Origin of the sequence: Enhygromyxa salina (assembly GCF_000737335.2) — a bacterium.
GTDB lineage: Bacteria > Myxococcota_A > Polyangia > Nannocystales > Nannocystaceae > Plesiocystis > Plesiocystis salina_C.
Genome location: NZ_JMCC02000158.1, coordinates 1 through 15,986 on the forward strand (window position 1 = coordinate 1; position 15,986 = coordinate 15,986).

The 15,986-nt window shown below is 66.5% G+C and carries 13 protein-coding genes; 9 read left to right on the forward strand and 4 right to left on the reverse strand.

All coding sequences use genetic code 11. From position 1 onward, the window contains the following. Positions 1 to 33: 33 nt before the first annotated feature. On the forward strand, positions 34 to 1,125 hold the full coding sequence (locus DB30_RS38105) for a hypothetical protein (RefSeq protein ID WP_146662501.1): 1,092 nt from the start codon (positions 34 to 36) through the stop codon (positions 1,123 to 1,125). A 793-nt stretch (positions 1,126 to 1,918) separates the two neighbouring features. Here DB30_RS38105 and DB30_RS38110 read toward each other — a convergent pair. Then, on the reverse strand, positions 1,919 to 2,854 hold the full coding sequence (locus DB30_RS38110; RefSeq protein WP_052558687.1) for a DMT family transporter: 936 nt from the start codon (positions 2,852 to 2,854) through the stop codon (positions 1,919 to 1,921). Positions 2,855 to 2,934: 80 nt separating this feature from the next. Here DB30_RS38110 and DB30_RS38115 point away from each other — a divergent pair, with 80 nt between their 5' ends. Further along, positions 2,935 to 4,698: a signal recognition particle protein gene (locus DB30_RS38115; protein ID WP_052558688.1), complete on the forward strand. Its 1,764-nt coding sequence runs from the start codon at positions 2,935 to 2,937 to the stop codon at positions 4,696 to 4,698. Positions 4,699 to 4,940: 242 nt separating this feature from the next. Then, entirely contained in the window at positions 4,941 to 6,947 is a 2,007-nt protein-coding gene (locus DB30_RS38120) for a protein kinase domain-containing protein (protein WP_052558690.1), read from the forward strand. A 2-nt stretch (positions 6,948 to 6,949) separates the two neighbouring features. On the opposite strand, the gene DB30_RS38125 is transcribed toward DB30_RS38120, so the two are convergent. After that, entirely contained in the window at positions 6,950 to 7,522 is a 573-nt protein-coding gene (locus tag DB30_RS38125) for a TPR end-of-group domain-containing protein (RefSeq protein ID WP_146662503.1), read from the reverse strand. A gap of 100 nt (positions 7,523 to 7,622) precedes the next feature. On the opposite strand from DB30_RS38125, the gene DB30_RS38130 reads away from it, so the two are divergent. From DB30_RS38130 to DB30_RS38140, 3 genes are all read left to right on the forward strand, one after another. Next, on the forward strand, positions 7,623 to 8,117 hold the full coding sequence (locus DB30_RS38130; protein WP_146662505.1) for a DUF1801 domain-containing protein: 495 nt from the start codon (positions 7,623 to 7,625) through the stop codon (positions 8,115 to 8,117). 535 nt (positions 8,118 to 8,652) lie between these two features. Next, entirely contained in the window at positions 8,653 to 9,459 is an 807-nt protein-coding gene (locus DB30_RS38135; protein WP_052558694.1) for a Rab family GTPase, read from the forward strand. Continuing rightward, the gene (locus DB30_RS38140; RefSeq protein WP_052558697.1) at positions 9,452 to 10,018 is read left to right on the forward strand and encodes a hypothetical protein; all 567 of its coding nucleotides are present in this window, start codon (positions 9,452 to 9,454) and stop codon (positions 10,016 to 10,018) included. The genes DB30_RS38135 and DB30_RS38140 overlap by 8 nt, the downstream gene beginning before the upstream one ends. A 120-nt stretch (positions 10,019 to 10,138) precedes the next feature. Here the strand turns inward: DB30_RS38140 and DB30_RS38145 are convergent, their stop codons facing one another. Next, complete coding sequence (locus DB30_RS38145) at positions 10,139 to 10,768, reverse strand: peroxiredoxin (protein WP_052558699.1); 630 nt, start codon at positions 10,766 to 10,768, stop codon at positions 10,139 to 10,141. A 200-nt stretch (positions 10,769 to 10,968) separates the two neighbouring features. On the opposite strand from DB30_RS38145, the gene DB30_RS38150 reads away from it, so the two are divergent. The 3 genes from DB30_RS38150 to DB30_RS38160 all read left to right on the forward strand — a co-directional run bounded on the left by DB30_RS38150 (position 10,969) and on the right by DB30_RS38160 (position 13,532). Continuing rightward, positions 10,969 to 11,472, forward strand: coding sequence for a hypothetical protein (locus DB30_RS38150; protein WP_146662507.1), 504 nt, complete (start codon positions 10,969 to 10,971; stop codon positions 11,470 to 11,472). A gap of 17 nt (positions 11,473 to 11,489) precedes the next feature. Then, entirely contained in the window at positions 11,490 to 12,509 is a 1,020-nt protein-coding gene (locus DB30_RS38155) for a succinylglutamate desuccinylase/aspartoacylase family protein (RefSeq protein ID WP_052558702.1), read from the forward strand. Between the two features lie 111 nt (positions 12,510 to 12,620). Next, positions 12,621 to 13,532: a Dickkopf N-terminal cysteine-rich domain-containing protein gene (locus DB30_RS38160; protein ID WP_146662509.1), complete on the forward strand. Its 912-nt coding sequence runs from the start codon at positions 12,621 to 12,623 to the stop codon at positions 13,530 to 13,532. Here DB30_RS38160 and DB30_RS38165 read toward each other — a convergent pair. Continuing rightward, on the reverse strand, positions 13,519 to 15,336 hold the full coding sequence (locus DB30_RS38165) for an acyl-CoA dehydrogenase family protein (protein WP_052558705.1): 1,818 nt from the start codon (positions 15,334 to 15,336) through the stop codon (positions 13,519 to 13,521). The two genes, DB30_RS38160 and DB30_RS38165, sit on opposite strands and share 14 nt — an antisense overlap. Between the last annotated feature and the right edge of the window lie 650 nt (positions 15,337 to 15,986).

Genomic DNA, 15,986 nt, shown 5'->3' on the forward strand with positions numbered 1-15,986 from the left:
GCAGATCGCCCGTGAGCTTGGCTGGCGCGCGCGTTGCCTGGACCCGGAGACCGGCGGCAAGAGCCAAGCCCGCAGCCCGCGGCGCCCGCGTTGGACAAGCCACCGATCCGACAGCGCCCCACCGCGAGCGAGCCCGCGCCGCCCTCGACATCACCCGCGGCCCCAACCTCACCGGGCGTCACCTCACTGTCGCCCCCATTTGGCCAGCGCGACCCCGGCTCGATCCGCGGCCGGATCCAGCTCGACGACGAAGATCGCCCGCGCAAGCCCGACACCAAGCTGAAAGAGATCGACGCCGCGATCCAGTCGGCGACCCGCGGAGACAGCTCCGCGATCCAACACCTGCGCGAGCTCGGCGAGCCAGCCATGCGCCGCGTCGCCAAGCAGTTCCCGGGCGAGCTCGACGTCCACCGCCGCGATCTCGACACCCTGCCGCCGCTGCCAGCTCACGGCGCGCTGATCCGCGTCGCCCTCGATCTCGGCGACGCCCTCGCCCCCTACCTCGTCGAGGTCATCCACCACCCCAACCCCACGGTTCGCTTCTACATCGCGTTCGTGTTCATGGAGCTGCGCCACGAGCTAGCGATCCCCGCGCTGGGCGAGCTCGCGTTCGACCCCGACGCCGACGTGCGCGCCATCGCAATGCGCGTGCTCGAGACCTACTCGGGCGAACCCCACTTCGGCGACACGATCAAGGTCATCCGCGCCGAGCTCGACAGCCCCAACCGCACCCGCCAGCTGCACTCGACCCGCGCGATCGGTACCGTCCGCGACATCGCGGCGGTCCCCAAGCTGATCGATCTGCTGACCAGCAAAGAGCGCTACATCCAAGAAGCCTCGCTGGAGTCGCTGTGCTCGATCACCGGCCAACAATTGGGGCTCAAGCCGCACCGCTGGCACAACTGGTACGCCGACAACCATCAGCACCACCGCATCGAGTGGATCATGTCGAGCTTGGCTCACAAGGATCTCTCGGTCCGGCGTTGGGCGGCGGATGAGCTGCGGCGCATCACGGGGCAGCGGATTAATTTTTTGGCGGCTGGCAACAAGCAGGAGCGGGAGATTGGCATCCGCAAGTGGATCGAATGGTGGAGTGCGCGGGGGCGGGCTGAATTTAGCGGGTGAGTTTTTTGGGGGGGGATTGGTTGTTTGCGGAGATGGTTGTGGCGATGGGGACCGCGCACTGGCTGCAGACGGCCCGAACCCGGCTACGGTCTACTCCAGTCTCGTGACCCCGCTTCCTTTGGGGTCTGCTGATTGGCCCGACCGCGCTTCTCTTCGTTAATCTCCACGTGCGTAGATACGCCGGGTTCGGGCCGTCTGCGGCCTTTCGTGCGCTCCTCGTTTTGCCGGCGGTTTCTCCGATCCGAGCATGCGGGCGCCCTTGGACTGTGGGCGCTAGATGGGTGAGGTTGGGCCGCCCCCTTTTTGGGGGGACGAAGAGGGATCTGACTCTTGGGGGGTGTCGTGGTGATCGGTCGCCTGAATGACCGAACACTGCTCGCATGGCGACACTGCCCGCATGGCAACACTGCTCGCGGGGCAACACTGCTCGCGGGGCAACACTGCCCGCAGGGCAACACTGCCCGCATGCAACACTCTGCCTGATGACCGAACACAACCAAAGTCCGCCTGAGCACGTGAACCTCCGCGCACGACAGCCCCCCACCCATGAGGATCGGCACAAACGTTCGCAAAACGTAGAGCGCACGAAAGGCCGCAGACGGCCCGAACCCGGCGTATCTACGCACGTGGAGATTAACGAAGAGAAGCGCGGTCGGGCCAATCAGCAGACCCCAAAGGAAGCGGGGTCACGAGACTGGAGTAGACCGTAGCCGGGTTCGGGCCGTCTGCAGCCAGTGCGCGCTCCCCCCCGGCACAACCAACTCCGCAAAACAACCAACCCACCCTCCAAAATTCAAGATCGCCGCCACGCCCCCACAGACACACCGACGATCAACAGCACCGCCCCCAGGATCTCGCGCGCAGCCGGAACCTCCGCGAGCACCCCCCAAGCCAGGAGCCCCGCCCCCGCGGGCTCGAGCAGCGCCGCGAGGCTCACCACATGAACGGGGACTCGGCGGACCGCCCAGTTCAGCAGTCCGTGTCCGACGATCCCCGGGGCCAACCCGAGCCACAGCACGGCCAGGTAGTCGGTCTGCGTCACGCCAAGCGGCGCCAGTTCGGCTCCGCGGGTCAGCGCAAATATCCACAGCGCGACCGCGGCCACCATGTTCACGCACACGAAGTAGCCCTCAACCGGCAGCGCGTCGCCGAGCTGGGCGTGGACCTTGCGACCGATCGCCAGGTACAGCGCGGCGGTCACGGCTCCCGAGAGCGCCAGTAGATCACCTAGCCATGCCTGCTCCGAGCTGGCTGCGCCGGGCTCGACCATGATCAAGGTCCCGGCGATCGCCACCGCGGTGCCCACGTACAGGCGCAGCGGCGCCCGATCCCCGAGGGCGCGGGCGAACAGGCCGGCGAACAGCGGGGTCGTCGAGACCAGGGCGACCGAGCGGACCACGGTCGTCAAGCTCAGTGAGGCGATCCACGCGCCAAAGTGGGCGGCGAGACACAGGCCGGCGAGGATCGTCCACAGCGCGTCGCGGCGCGAGCTGGCGAGCAACCGGAGCGCGCGCGCCGTGGCGCGGTGGGTGATGAGCGCGAGCACGAGCGCGCTCACGCTCACGCGCAGACACGCGATGACCTCGGGGCCCAGCGGCGCTGCGAGCCGGATCACCGGGGCGGCCGAAGAGATCGCCAGCACCGCCACCCCCACGCCCAGCGGCACCATCGCGGTCGACGTCCCGCTGGCCGCGTTCGCTGGGGGGTCCGCCTTGCCGGCCTGGGTCACCTGAACAGCCTCGCACTGGCCCCAGGAGCCCACAAGCGCCGCTGTCGGAGCCCGCCCGCTTCTATGCTATCCAACCCCTCGTGTTCGAGACCATTTCCAAGGGTTTTCGGGCAGCCCGCGAGCGTCTGACTGGCAAGGGCGAGCTCACTGAAGACGTCGTCGACGCTGCGCTCAAGGACGTGCGCCTGAGCTTGCTCGAGGCCGACGTCGAATTTCGCACGGTCAAGAAGTTCCTGCGGGCCGTCAAGGAGCGGGCGCTCGGCGAGCAGGTCCAGCTGGTTGCGAAGGGCAAGGACAACAAGAAGGTCCGGGTCCGCGCCGAGGATCACTTCGTCCAGATCTGCCACGACGCGCTCGTCGAGCTGATGGGCCCGGTCGACACGACCCTCGCGCGGGCGAGCAAGGGCATCACCGGGATCATGATGGTCGGGCTGCAGGGCTCGGGCAAGACCACCACGACCGGCAAGCTCGCGCGCAAGCTGCAACGGGACGGTCACTCGGTCATGCTGGTCGCGGCCGATGTGTACCGGCCCGCGGCGATCCACCAGCTGCAGGTGCTTGGCGAGCGGCTTGGCGTGCCCGTGTTTGCTCGCCCCGGGGCCAACCCCGTCGACATCTGCCGCGACGCCACGCAAGAGGCCGCCGCCAAGAGCGTCGACTTCGTCATCTATGACACCGCTGGGCGTCTGACGATCGACGACACGCTCATGGCCGAGCTCGAGAACATCGAGTCGAGCGTGCACCCGGCCAACATCTTCTTGGTCATTGACGCGATGATCGGCCAAGACGCGGTCACCACCGCCAAGGCCTTCGATGAGCGCCTGAACTTGACGGGCGTGATCCTGACCAAGCTCGACGGTGACGCCCGCGGCGGCGCGGCGCTGTCGATCAAGGCCGCGACCGGCAAGCCGATCAAGTTTCTGGGCATGGGCGAGAACCTCGACAAGCTCGAGGAATTCCGGCCCGAGGGCCTCGCGGGCCGGATCCTGGGCATGGGCGACCTCGTCGGCCTGATGCACGACTTCCAAGAGGTCGTCGACGAAGAAAAGGCCACCGCCGACGCCGAAAAAATGCTCGGCGGCGGGTTCGGGATGGACGACTTCCTGGCCCAGATCAAGACCCTGCAGTCGATGGGCTCGATGAAGGACCTGATGGCCAAGATGCCGATGGGTCAGCTGTTCGGCGGCGACATCCCCGACGAGGTGCTCGAGCAGGCCGCCGACGACGGCGAGCTGGTCAAGATCGAGGCGATGATCAACTCGATGACCCGGCGCGAGCGCCAAGATCCCGAGCTGTTCTTGCAAGAGAGCGCGCGCTCGAGCACGCCCGCCCACGCCAAGCTCACGCGTCGCAACAAGCGGCCCCGCAAGCCCAAGTCCCCGGATCAGCTGGCCCCCGAAGACTTCGTTGTCAGCCGCTTGCAGCGGGTCGCGGGTGGCTGCGGGCATCAGCCCGACGACGTGCTCGCGCTGGTCTCGCGATTCATGGTCATGCGCGACATGTTCGGTATGCTTGGCGATCTGATGGGCGGCGGCGGCGGCGGCCTGCTCGGCAAGATCCCCGGCCTCAAGCAGGCCAAGCAGCTCAACGCGGTCCGCAAGCTCGCGAAGGATCCGCAAGCGATGCAAGCCCTGATGGGCGGCGGCGGCATGCCCGGCGGCATGCCCGGGATCCCCGGGATGCCCGGGGGCGCAGGTGGACTTGGCGGGGGCGCCGGGATGCCCGACCTCGCCAGCTTGTTTGGGGACGCGGGCGGCGGGAGCAAGCGGCCCAAAGACAAGGCGAAGGACAAGGGCAAGCGCAAAAAAGAGAAGAGCGCACGCCGTAAGAACCGTCGCAAGTGAGCAGGCCGCCTGCATATTTTGCGAGGCTGATTACGCTGCTCACACAGGCGCGCCATTGCGCGGGTGCATGCATACGAGCATTCGCACCACTCGGTCGATAGATCTTTGATACGCTGATTCGGAACCCGCCTGGTGGTGCTGCCACTCGTCGGATCCGCGCCGGCGATGTTCGCTGCCCAGGGTGAACCAGTCTACGAAAGCATCCGCAAGCGGGCGAGAAGCCCTCGCCCGAGCTGAAAACCATGAGCGACGCTCCACGCGATCACCTGCAACCAAACACGGTCGTGGCCCACCGCTACCGGGTGGTCGGCTATCTCGGTGATCGGGGCTTTGGTCAGGTCTACGAGGCCCACGACTCGGCGATGGACGCCCGCGTCTGCGTGATGCGCCTCGATCGCGAATTCAGCCACCCCCGCGTGCGCGAGAGCTTCTTCGAGACCCGCAGCACCGCGCAGGTCGAAGATCCCCGCGTGGTGGATTTCATCGACTACGGCGAGGACCTCGACGGCCGCCTGTTCCTCGTCACGCCCTGGGTCGACGACGCCGTCCCGCTCGACGATGTCGACGGCGCGCTCACGTGGCCAAGAATCAAGGCGATCATCGAGCAGACCGCCAAGGCCCTGACCGCCGCCCACGCCAAGGGCGTGCTGCATGGCGCGCTTGGGCTCTCGCGGATCTTGCTGGGTCCCGACGACAGCGTCCACGTCGTCGACTTTGGCTTGGCGCCCGCGCTGACCCGGCCCGCGGGGGAGCCCGTCACCAACGTCAGCCCGCTCGCTGGCAACACCGCCTACCTCGCGCCGGAGCAAGTTCGCGACGAGACCCCAGACGCCCGCGCCGACGTCTACGCGCTCGGCGTGATGTTGTGGGAGCTGGTCTCGGGCGCGCCGCCGTTCGTGGGGGATCCGATCGAGGTCGCCAACGCCCACGTCACCACCGCGCTGCCCGAGCTGATCCGACGGGGCGCCCCGGCAGAGATCGAGGCGCTGCTGCACCTCGCGTTGGCCAAGCACAAGGACGAGCGGCTTGCGACCGCCCATGAATTTTCGGCGCTGCTGCAGGCGATGCCCGGACAGGGCGAGGTCGCGCCGCGACGGACGCTGGCGCCGGCTCCGAGCACGGCCCCGGTCGCCCAAGGCCCCAACGTCTCGCGCACGCCGACCGCCCGGATCGCGCCCGCGGCCAAGCCGGCGGCGTCGGGCAAGGGGCCGGTGTACCTGAGCTCGCCCGCCGCCCCGCCTCCGCCCAGCACGGTGTTGGCTGGCGGGGCGCGACAACCGACCACGCCGCTCGCGCCTGCGATCAAGCCCGCGACCCCGCCTGTGACCCCGCCGCCAAAGGTCGCGGCACCGCCTCCGCCTCCGCCATCCCCGACCGTGGGACGGCCTGCTCCTTCAGCCCAACCCACCGCGCCCGCACCAGCTGCGCTCGCCTCCCCTGCCCCCGCGTCCGTCACACCTGCCCCTGCGGTCACCCCATCCGCCTCGCCCGAGACCACACCCGACGGCAGCCCTGCGGTGATGCCCGCCGTCGACTCGGCGGCGATGCCCGCGGTCCTCCCCTCGCAAGCGACTCAGACCCCGCAGACGGTCGTCGTCCCGCAGCCCGCCCCAAGTCCCCACACTCTCGGCGCCCCGCCGCCGCCAGCGAAGAAGCGGCGATTCGGCAAGCTCGAGGTCGCGATCATCGCCTTTCTATGCTTCGACCTGTTGCTGTTCGTGGCCTGGAAGCTGCTCGTCAACAATCGAGAAGCGCACGAGCAGCAGCTCGCCCACGCCGAGCTCGACGACGACGCCAAGGCCAACGCCAGCGACGACGCCAAGGCCAACGCCAAGCCCGCCCACGAGCCCGAAGCCAGGGAAGCAACCTCGCCCCAAGCCGCGCCCAGCCCCGCGCCAGCAAGCGCGAACAACTCTGTCGAAGACGCGCTCGCGGCCGCGCTCCCCCCCGGGACAACCGCGCCCGGACCCACCCGGCCCAAGGCGGCGTCCCTCAGCGACAAGGACTTTCGCGAAGCGATGGTCGACGCCCGCGCCGACATCGTCGCCAACTGCCTCGACAGCCGCATGCGTCGCACGCTCAAGGTCTCGCTCAAGGTTGCCCCCGACGGCGAGGTCAGCTTCGCCCGCGTGGTTGGCGGGCTCTCCGACACCCAGCTTGGTCGCTGCGTCGTCAAGCGCGTGTATCGGGTCGAGTTCCCCGCGACCCACGAGGGCGGCGCGCACACGTACACGCTTCGGCTGCGCTGATCTCAGCCAACGGGCCACACCTCCCCTGCCCCGTGCAGCGAAGCGACCACGCGTCTGCGGCTGCCGTCGGCGCCGTTCAAGGTCGACGCGGGGGTCACGGACTCTCGGCGCTCGCGAGTGCTCGCTATCCGCGCGGCCTCTCGTTCGTCGAAGCTCGCCCAGGCCTCGCGCCAGCGCTTTGTGTCTCGCAACTGCGCGAGGTCTGGGTCCTCGCGCAATTGCTCGAGGCGGGGGTAGCCCCAGGTGATCGCCCCTTCCACATAAGCAAGGGCCGCCGCGCGATCACCAAGCCGCAACTGTACACAAGCGAGATTATGAAAGATGAACGGGTTATGGGGCGCTCGCTCGGTTGCGATCTCCACATAGCGATCCAACCGATCACCCAACAAGCCGCGGGCGTCGAACTGGCGAGCACGAAGCACAGATTGTTCCAGGCTTTGTCGTCTGGCATGCCGCTCGCCTCGAGCCTGACGAACACCTCGATGGCGCCAGAATGCCTCTACGGCGCGGGCAACCGTCCCCGCGTCGACCGTCCCCGCCCTGACGTAGATTCCTGCTGCGTCGGTGTTCTGCATGATGGTGGGTATCCAGACGTGTCGTGTGGGTTGGCGCAGCGCAGAGCGAGCCCTGACTCGTACCTGCCGCGGCCGCCGCCGCTGCGCTACGATGAACCATATGTCAGGGACGAAGAGGTCGACCGTCAAGAAGGCATCCGCGAAGAAGCCGGCCGCAAAGAAGCCGGCCGCAAAGAAGCCGGCCGCAAAGAAGCCGGCCGCAAAGAAGCCGGCCGCGAAGAAGCCAAGCTCGGAGTCTGCATCCGAGCTGATCGATGCAAAGCTCGCGGCGCTGGGCGACTGGAGGGGCGAGACGCTGTCGCGGCTGCGCGCGCTCATCAAGGAGGCAGCCCCCAACGTCGTCGAGGAGCTGAAGTGGCGGGGAACGCCAGTCTGGTCACACAACGGCCTGATCTGCACCGGTGAGACCTACCGGGACAAGGTCAAGACGACGTTTGCGAAGGGTGCCGCGCTGAAGGATCCCTCAGGCCTGTTCAATTCGAGCCTCGAGGGCAACGTGCGCCGCGCCATCGACTTCTTCGAAGGGGTGAAGGTGGATGAGAAGGCCTTCAAGGCGTTGATTCGGGCGGCGATAGAATTGAACGAGTCCAAGTGAGCGCGCCACCACTAATTCACTATTAGGGTGCGCCGGGCGTCGGCCGTTTCACCTCGGTGAACTGCATGACGAAGGCGCACGCTCCCCCCCCGAGCGGCGATACGGATTACCCGATTCAGACCGCGTGCGGACCCGTAGTTTTGCGTTTCAGCAGCGTCGCCACCAAGTTCTACTACGCCGCAGATGACACCGAGCGACCGCCAGTGGTTCGCCCCGCTCTCGAACGACTCGCGCAGTCGACCGGATTGGTGTTTGTCGCAGACTCTCAGCGGGCGTGCAGCCAACACAGCGGGCGAGTCGTCCGACCGCTCGGTTTGTACTCCTGCTCCGCTGACGAGGTGGTGTCTCAGCGGTCGGCTCGTTCGGCGTCGCCCAACTCCATGGCTGCCACGAGTCACCCGCCACGTCGCCCAGTGGCTGCCGACATGAGAGCACCACGACTCATGCGAGCGGGCCAAGTGCCGGATGACCACACCTGCGAAGTATGCGCCCCCCTGCTATGGTGGCGCCGTGAGGGCCGTGGTACCGTCCTTCCATGTTCTCCGAGGGCATCGACGCCGCGCTGACGGCATACGAGCATCGACGCAAGATCCGGGAGATCGGGCAGTGGCTGTGGAAACGGGTGACTCGGGGCAATGCTCGGGTGGTCGTCTTCGGCGCCGCAGGGGCGGGCAAGTCGACCCTCGGGGCCGTGCTCGCGGGCAAAGAAGTTGGGCCTGACTACAAGGATTCCAGTCATCTCGAAACCTACTCGCTGCAAGGGGGCGTGCCGTGTGTGATCCTCGTGCCACCAGGCCAAGAGAGCCTGCGAGCTGCGACCTGGAGCGACCTGCTTCGCGAGATCGGCACAGGCCAAACGTCGATCGTCTTGCATGTGGTGTCCTGGGGCTTGAACCCATTGGGAGATCAGACCTACAAAGAGTCACCACAATATGAAGCGGGGATGAACATCGAGACGTTTGCCGCAGCGTACTTCGAGCGCCAGCGTGAACAGGAGATTGCCACCATCGAGCGCTTTGCAGATCAGATCGCGCTCGCCCCTCACAAGCTCTCGCTGATCACCGTCGTGACAAAGCAGGACCTGTGGTGGGGCGACCGCCAACAAGTCCGGTCGTTCTACCAGGGTGGTCGCTATGCGAACGCGGTGACAGGTATTCGCAATCGGCTCGGTGACCAGAATTTCAGCCACAAGATCGGCTCGGCATCTTTGTTGTATCGAAACCTCGTTGACGGAGGTGGCAACATGTTGCGCCCTACGACTTCCGGCTATGACGACAAGATCAAGCTCCGACACGACCACGCGCTGCTCGAGCTGATTCGAGCGGAGGCTGCACATGAGTGACACTGCGCAGATCTCCGACGTCGATTTGATTCGGCTGCTAGGAGAGTACACCGCCAAGGCGACGACGGCACATCAGCGCTACGAGTGGGTGCGTGGTTTGATGGCAGTGGGAATGATCGCGGGGCTCTCGGTCGCTGCTTCCGTGACTGTCGCCCTGACAGACTTCGGCGCACTCAAGTACATCGTCGCGCTGCCGCTGCTCGTGGTCTGCGTCGTGATGATGCAGCTCTACCTCACGAAAATGAAGGTCACGGTAGAACTCGCGCTGTGGCAGCTACGACGCATATATGAGCTCATGTCGCGCCGCGAGGACCTCGGAATATCGCTCGACTCGGGCGTGCGGTTGGAGCTGGAACTCCGGCTCAGTGAAGCGGCGTTCATCCTCTCCAATTTGACGCGCTTCGATCATCCCGAGAAGTTTCGGCAGTTCAACCGAGTCAGCGATCACTCACCGTTCGAGGTGCTCGCAGCGGACTCGGGCGTGCCCCCCACAGCTACTGCGCCCAGCCCGCAGACCGCTCCAACAGTACCGCCCGACTACTCAGCGTCTGCGACATGAGCCTCGAGGAGGCTACGAGGTGACGACGCGCTCGATGACCACAGGCGCGACTACATGAACACAACGAAGCCCCCTGCACGAGGTACAGGGGGCTGCGTTGCCTGTCGGGCACAGACAGCTCTAGCTGGGATCGTTGACGTAGCGCAAGTACGGCTTGACCGTCTCGAACTCGCCAAACTTCTGCTTGGCGTCAGCGTCGCTCAAGCTCGGCACGATGATCACCCGATCACCATGCTTCCAGTTGACCGGCGTCGCGACCTGGTGATTCGCGGTCAGCTGCAGGCTGTCGATCGTCCGCAGGATCTCTTGAAAGTTACGCCCGGTGCTGGCCGGGTAGGTCAGCGTGAGCTTGACGGTCTTGTCGGGCGCGATCACGAACACCGATCGAACGGTCAGCGTGTTGTTGGCCTTCTCGTGGATCATGTCATACAGATTCGCGACCTCGCGCTTGGGGTCCGCGATCAACGGAAAGTTCAACGCGGTCCCCTGGGTCTCCTCGATGTCGCCGGCCCAGCCGTGGTGATCCTCGATCGGGTCGACCGACAGCCCCGCGACCTTGACGTTGCGTCGATCAAACTCGGGCTTGAGCCGGGCGACCTCACCGAGCTCGGTGGTGCACACGGGGGTGTAGTCCTTGGGGTGCGAGAACAAGATGCCCCACGAGTCGCCGAGCCACTCGTGAAAGTTGAGCTCGCCCTGGGTGGTGGTGGCGGTGAAGTTGGGGGCGGTGTCGCCAAGTCGAATGGCCATGGTGGTCTCCTGCTGGGGTTGGAAGTCGGCCGGTCACTTCGGTCCGAAGCGTCCGGGGCCGGAGCATAGCGCGTCATCCGGGCCGCTCGACCAAAGCCACCGCGGGCGAGAACCGAGAGTTTTGCGTGAGCTTGGGCACCGGAGATGGCCTGTGTTCCGCGGGCGTAGAGCGCAGCGCGCCGCGCTGATAGTCTCTGCAGATGACCTCGCTGCCGTCGGTGAACCTGTCTACGAAAGCTTCTAGGTGGCTCGCCGGAGCGCTGGTCGCCCTCGTGTGGCTTGGTGGGTGCGCGAGCGATGACGCCATGGACACCAACGCCGGCACCGAGACCGCGACGGACACCGGCTCGACCACCGAGTCGGGTGACGGCGACGGCGACGGCACTGGCGAGTGCACCCCGCCGCCCGGAGTGTTTGGCGACTGTGGGTCTGGGACCGAGGCGTGCATGGTCGGCGACGGGCCCAAGCTGTGCGTGGTCGACACCCAAGACATGCCCTCGATCGCGGTGTGTGGCCGCCGCTGCGACGACACCTGCGACTGCTGGGCCCCGCCCGAAGACGGTGAGGCCGAGGTCGCGTGCTCTTCGCTGATCCCGGGTGACCAAGGTGTCTGCGTGCTCGACTGCTCCGGCGCGAAGGCGTGCCCAAGCGGGATGATCTGCACCGACGAGGTTGGCCTCGAAGTGTGCGTGTTTCAGCAGTAAGAGTATCCTCGCGGCCAGTGAGCACGCCGCCGCCCAAGACCGCCGAGCCCCCGAGCCTGCCGATGCACTCGGGGCCCCCCCAGATCGTCTCGAGCCTCGATCTCGACCAACTCGAGCCGGGGACCCGGCACAACCTGCACCTGGATCTGTTTCGCGATCCCGCGGGTCAGCAATTGAGGATCCCCGTGCTGGTCGTCAAGGGCGCCGAGCCGGGGCCGGTGCTCGGGCTCACCGCTGCGATCCACGGCAACGAGCTCAACGGCATCCCCGCCGTGCATCGCTTCGTCCATGGGCTGGATCCCAAGCGCCTGCGCGGGACGGTCGTCGGGATCAGCGTGGTCAACATCCCCGGGTTCTTGCTGCGCCGTCGCGGGTTCTCGGACGCCCGCGATCTCAACCGCTTGTTCCCGGGCAAGGCCGGCGGCACCGACTCGCAGCTGGTGATCATGCGCCTGCGTGAGCAGTTCTTGACCCACATCAACTATCTGGTCGACCTCCACACCGCGGGCCCGGGTCGGACCAACCCCGTGTACGCCCGCGTCGACCTCGACGATCCAGTCTCGGTCGAGCTCGCGATCGCGGCCCGGCCCGACCTCGTGGTCAACAAGACCGCCAGCCCCAAGACGCTGCGGGGGGCCGCCCACGCGCTCGGTGTCCCCTGCGTGACCCTCGAGCTCGGGGCGCCGCAGGTGCTGCAGCCCGAGATCGTCATGCGCGCGACCAAGGGCCTGCGCCGAATCGCGCGGCACCTCGAGATGCTCTCGCGCCCGCTCGGCCTGGGCGGCCGCCCACCGCTGTGCAACGAGTCGAGCTGGGTCTACAGCGAGCACGGCGGACTGCTCGAGGTGTTCCCCGAGCTGCTCGCCCGGGTCCGCAAGGGCCAGCCGATCGCCCACATCGTCAACCTGTTTGGCGAGATCGTTGGAGAGTACAAGGCGCCGTTCAAGGCGATCGTGATCGGCAAGACCGCCGATCCGGTCGCGCCGATCGGCACCCGCATCGTGCACCTAGGTAAGCTCGTTCCGTGGGATGAGTAGACGCCGTGCCCTGACCCAAAGGATCGATCATGAGCCGCGCGCCTTTTTGAAGTGAGACGGCGCGCCCGCTCGGGTTCGTAGGCGCTCGCGTGGCTCTGGTAGGCTCGGAGCATGTCTAAGTTGCTTGCCTCGACCTGTGTCGGCCTTGGTGTGTTGTTCTTGCTCGGCTGCCAGCCAACTGATCCCGAAGCCAAAGACGAGGACGAGCCCGCGGTTCCAATCGAGGCCGACGACGCCGCCCGAGCGCTCGCCGAGCAGATCTGCGGCGACCTGTTCAGCTGCGAGTGTGCAAACTCGACCGCGTTCGTGGATCAGGCCGACTGCGTCGAACAAAAGACCGAGCAGGTCCAGCAGGATCTCGACGCGATACTCGAGAGCGGCACCTGGAACGCCGAGTGTGCCGGCGAGCTGGCCAAGACCTGGACGAACTGGGAGTGCCATGGCCCGCTCACCGCCCAGCACGAGTCCCCCTACGATCCGCGTGCGTGCCCGGTCGTGAAGGGCACCCAAGGTCCGGGCGCCGACTGCTGGACCATGGGCCTTGGCGACACCTGCAGTCCGGGCCTCGCCTGCATCGATCAGGTCTGCATCGAGGCCCCGACCTTCCCCGTGCCGATCGGCGGCGTGTGCGAGTACCAGTGGGAGACCCTGCCGTGTGAGGCGGGCAGCTACTGCGCCTGGAACGGCGGCGAGCAAGCCATCTGCGTGGCCCGCCCGCAGGCCGGCGACCCCTGCAACCCCAACAACGAGTACCTGTGCGGGTCGTCGTCGTACGACCTGATCTGCGACCAGAGCAGCGCCACGTGCATCGCGGCGCCGGGCACCGACGAGCCTTGCTTCGATGGGTTCTTGTGCGGGCCGGGCAACTACTGCGACGGCGGCAAGGACACGACCTGTCAGCCCCGCCGGGAGCTCGGCCAAGGCTGTGGCGCCGACGCGGTGTGCCCGGTCGACGCCTCGTGTGTTGCCAACATCTGCACGGCCAACGCCCCGGCCGTGTGCAGCCTGATTAATTGGCCGTGAACAGCGACGGGTCCAGGCAGCTCACGTCGCCGTGGCGGATCGCCTTGCTGGTCGCGGTGACCTGCGGCAAGAACGTGGCCGTGAAGTAGTCGAGGTTGAGCAGCTTGCCCTTCAAGAAGTTGGTCTCACCTCGCGCGGCGATCTTGCGCTTGGCGACCCGCGCCTGGTCCAGCGCCTCTTGCCCGAGCACCGTGTAGCCAAACGCCTGCAGGAACGGCACCGCCTGCAGCATGGCCTCGTCGATGTCCTTTTGCCCGACCCCGGCGATGTGCATGGCTGCAGCCGCGACCGCGTCGATCGCCTTGCCCAGCGCCGTGGCCTGAGCGTCAAAGCCCTCGGTCTGCGCGGCCTCGATATCGGCCTTGGCGTCTTGCATCCACTCCATGAACAGGCGGCCGCCCTCCATCCGCATCTTGCGACCGAGCAGGTCCAGCGCCTGGATGCCGTTGGTGCCCTCGTAGATCGACTGGATCTTGGCGTCGCGGACCAGCTGCTCGACCGGGAACTCCTGCGTGAACCCGTAGCCGCCGAAGATCTGCACGGCCGTGACGGCGATGTCGAAGCCCAGATCCGTGCACATCGACTTGACGACTGGGACCAGCAGATCCACGCGACGGTGGGTCTTGGCCCGCAGATCCTCGTTGGGGTGCGACTCCGCGATGTCGGCCGACAGCGCCAAGCGGTAGGCCATGGAGCGCATGGTCTCGACCAGCACCTTTTGGTTCATCAGCATCCGCCGAACGTCGGGGTGCTGCACGATCGGCACGCGCTTGGCGTTGGGATCACGCATGTGCTTGAGCGAGGTGCCCTGCACACGCTCGTGCACGTAGGCCCGCGCGTACTGGAACGCCGCCGAGCCAGCCGCTAGGCCCTGCACGCCCACGCCGATCCGGGCCTCGTTCATCATCTCGAACATCAGGCGGATCCCTTCGCGCTCCTTGCCGACCATCCACCCGCGACACGGCCCGCGCGCGCCAATCCCGAGCACGCAGGTCGCCGAGCTCTTGATGCCCATCTTGTGCTCGAGCTTGAGCACGTGGGCGCCGTTTCGCTCGCCGAGCTCGAGCGACTCCGCGTCGAACCAGAACTTGGGGACCATGAACAGGCTCAAGCCCTTGGTGCCCTCGGGCGACCCGGGCGTGCGCGCCAAGACCAAGTGGCAGATGTTCTCGACCAGGTTCGAGTCGCCACCGGTGATGAAGATCTTCTCACCCTCGAGCAGCCACACGTTGGGATCGTCCGCGCTGGGCGTGGCCTTGGTCCGGTTGTCGCCGACCGATGAGCCAGCGTCGGCCTCGGTCAGGCACATGGTCCCGCCCCACTCGCCAGCGAAGATCTTCTCTGCGACTGCCCGCCGCAGGTGCTCGGGGCCGTGGCTCTTGATCACCCGCGCGGCCGCCGAAGACAGCCCCACGTACATCTGGAGCGACATGTTCGCGCCCGACATCACCTCGCTCAAGAACGCCCCGATCACATAGGGCATGCCCGAGCCGCCGTAGTCCGGGTCGGCCCGCGGCGCTGTCCAGCCGCCCTCGCGCATCTGATCCCAAGCTTCTTTGTAGCCCTCGGGCAGGGTCACGTTGCCTTCGGCGTCGAGCGAGCAGCCGGTCTGATCACCCTTGGCGTTGAGCGGCGCGAACACGTCGCGCGCGAACTTGTAGGCCTCCTCGACCGTGGTCTGGTAGGTGTCCTGATCGAAGTCCGCGTATTTTTCACACTCGACGAGCTGCTCGTGGATCTTCAGCTGGTCGAAGTAGGTGAAAAATACGTCCTCAGTGTCGAAGGTAAACGCGGTGCTGCTCACGGCTCGGGGTGTACTCCCCGATCGCCGACTTTTCCAGGGCTTCTCGAATTCGGGTAGCTACAGCGTTTGAATAGTGAGCATGCGCAGCATGCGTTGGCTGCGCGTGGCCGGCGAGGGGGGACGGCTGGGCAGCGCGAATGGCGTGAGGGGGACTGGTTGGTTGTTCGCAGTGGTCGGTGTGCCGATGCGGACCGCGCACTGGCTGCAGACGACCCCAACCCGGCTACGGTCTACTCCAGTCTCGTGACCCCGCTTCCTCTCGTCACTTGGACTTGGCCCGACCGTTCTTCTCTTCGTTAATCTCCACGTGCGTAGATACGCCGGGTTGGGGTCATCTGCGGCCTTGTGTGCGCTCCACTCGGGTGGGACGTGATCGCCGATCCGAGCAGGCGGAGGACGTCGCTACCTCTGGTGGGACGTGATCGCCGATCCGAGCAGGCGGAGGGCGTTGCTACCTCTGGTGGCGACGTCTCGGTGCTTCTTCTGCTCTCGGCGCTGCTGTTGCGATCGAACTCGAGCCTGCGTTCGACGCGAGAACTCGAGACTCTCCGCGTGTTCGGATCGGCGAAGGCCCCCACCAACGTGGAGCGCACACAAGGCCGCAGACGGTCCCAACCCGGCGTATCTACGCACGTGGAGATTAACGAAGA

Excerpts from the sequence above, each read along its gene's own strand:
- DB30_RS38120 (WP_052558690.1), top strand. The coding sequence starts at position 4,941 with ATGAGCGACGCTCCACGCGATCACCTGCAACCAAACACGGTCGTGGCC.
- DB30_RS38125 (WP_146662503.1), bottom strand. The coding sequence starts at position 7,522 with ATGCAGAACACCGACGCAGCAGGAATCTACGTCAGGGCGGGGACGGTC.
- DB30_RS38130 (WP_146662505.1), top strand. The coding sequence starts at position 7,623 with ATGTCAGGGACGAAGAGGTCGACCGTCAAGAAGGCATCCGCGAAGAAG.
- DB30_RS38135 (WP_052558694.1), top strand. The coding sequence starts at position 8,653 with ATGTTCTCCGAGGGCATCGACGCCGCGCTGACGGCATACGAGCATCGA.
- DB30_RS38140 (WP_052558697.1), top strand. The coding sequence starts at position 9,452 with ATGAGTGACACTGCGCAGATCTCCGACGTCGATTTGATTCGGCTGCTA.
- DB30_RS38145 (WP_052558699.1), bottom strand. The coding sequence starts at position 10,768 with ATGGCCATTCGACTTGGCGACACCGCCCCCAACTTCACCGCCACCACC.
- DB30_RS38150 (WP_146662507.1), top strand. The coding sequence starts at position 10,969 with ATGACCTCGCTGCCGTCGGTGAACCTGTCTACGAAAGCTTCTAGGTGG.
- DB30_RS38160 (WP_146662509.1), top strand. The coding sequence starts at position 12,621 with ATGTCTAAGTTGCTTGCCTCGACCTGTGTCGGCCTTGGTGTGTTGTTC.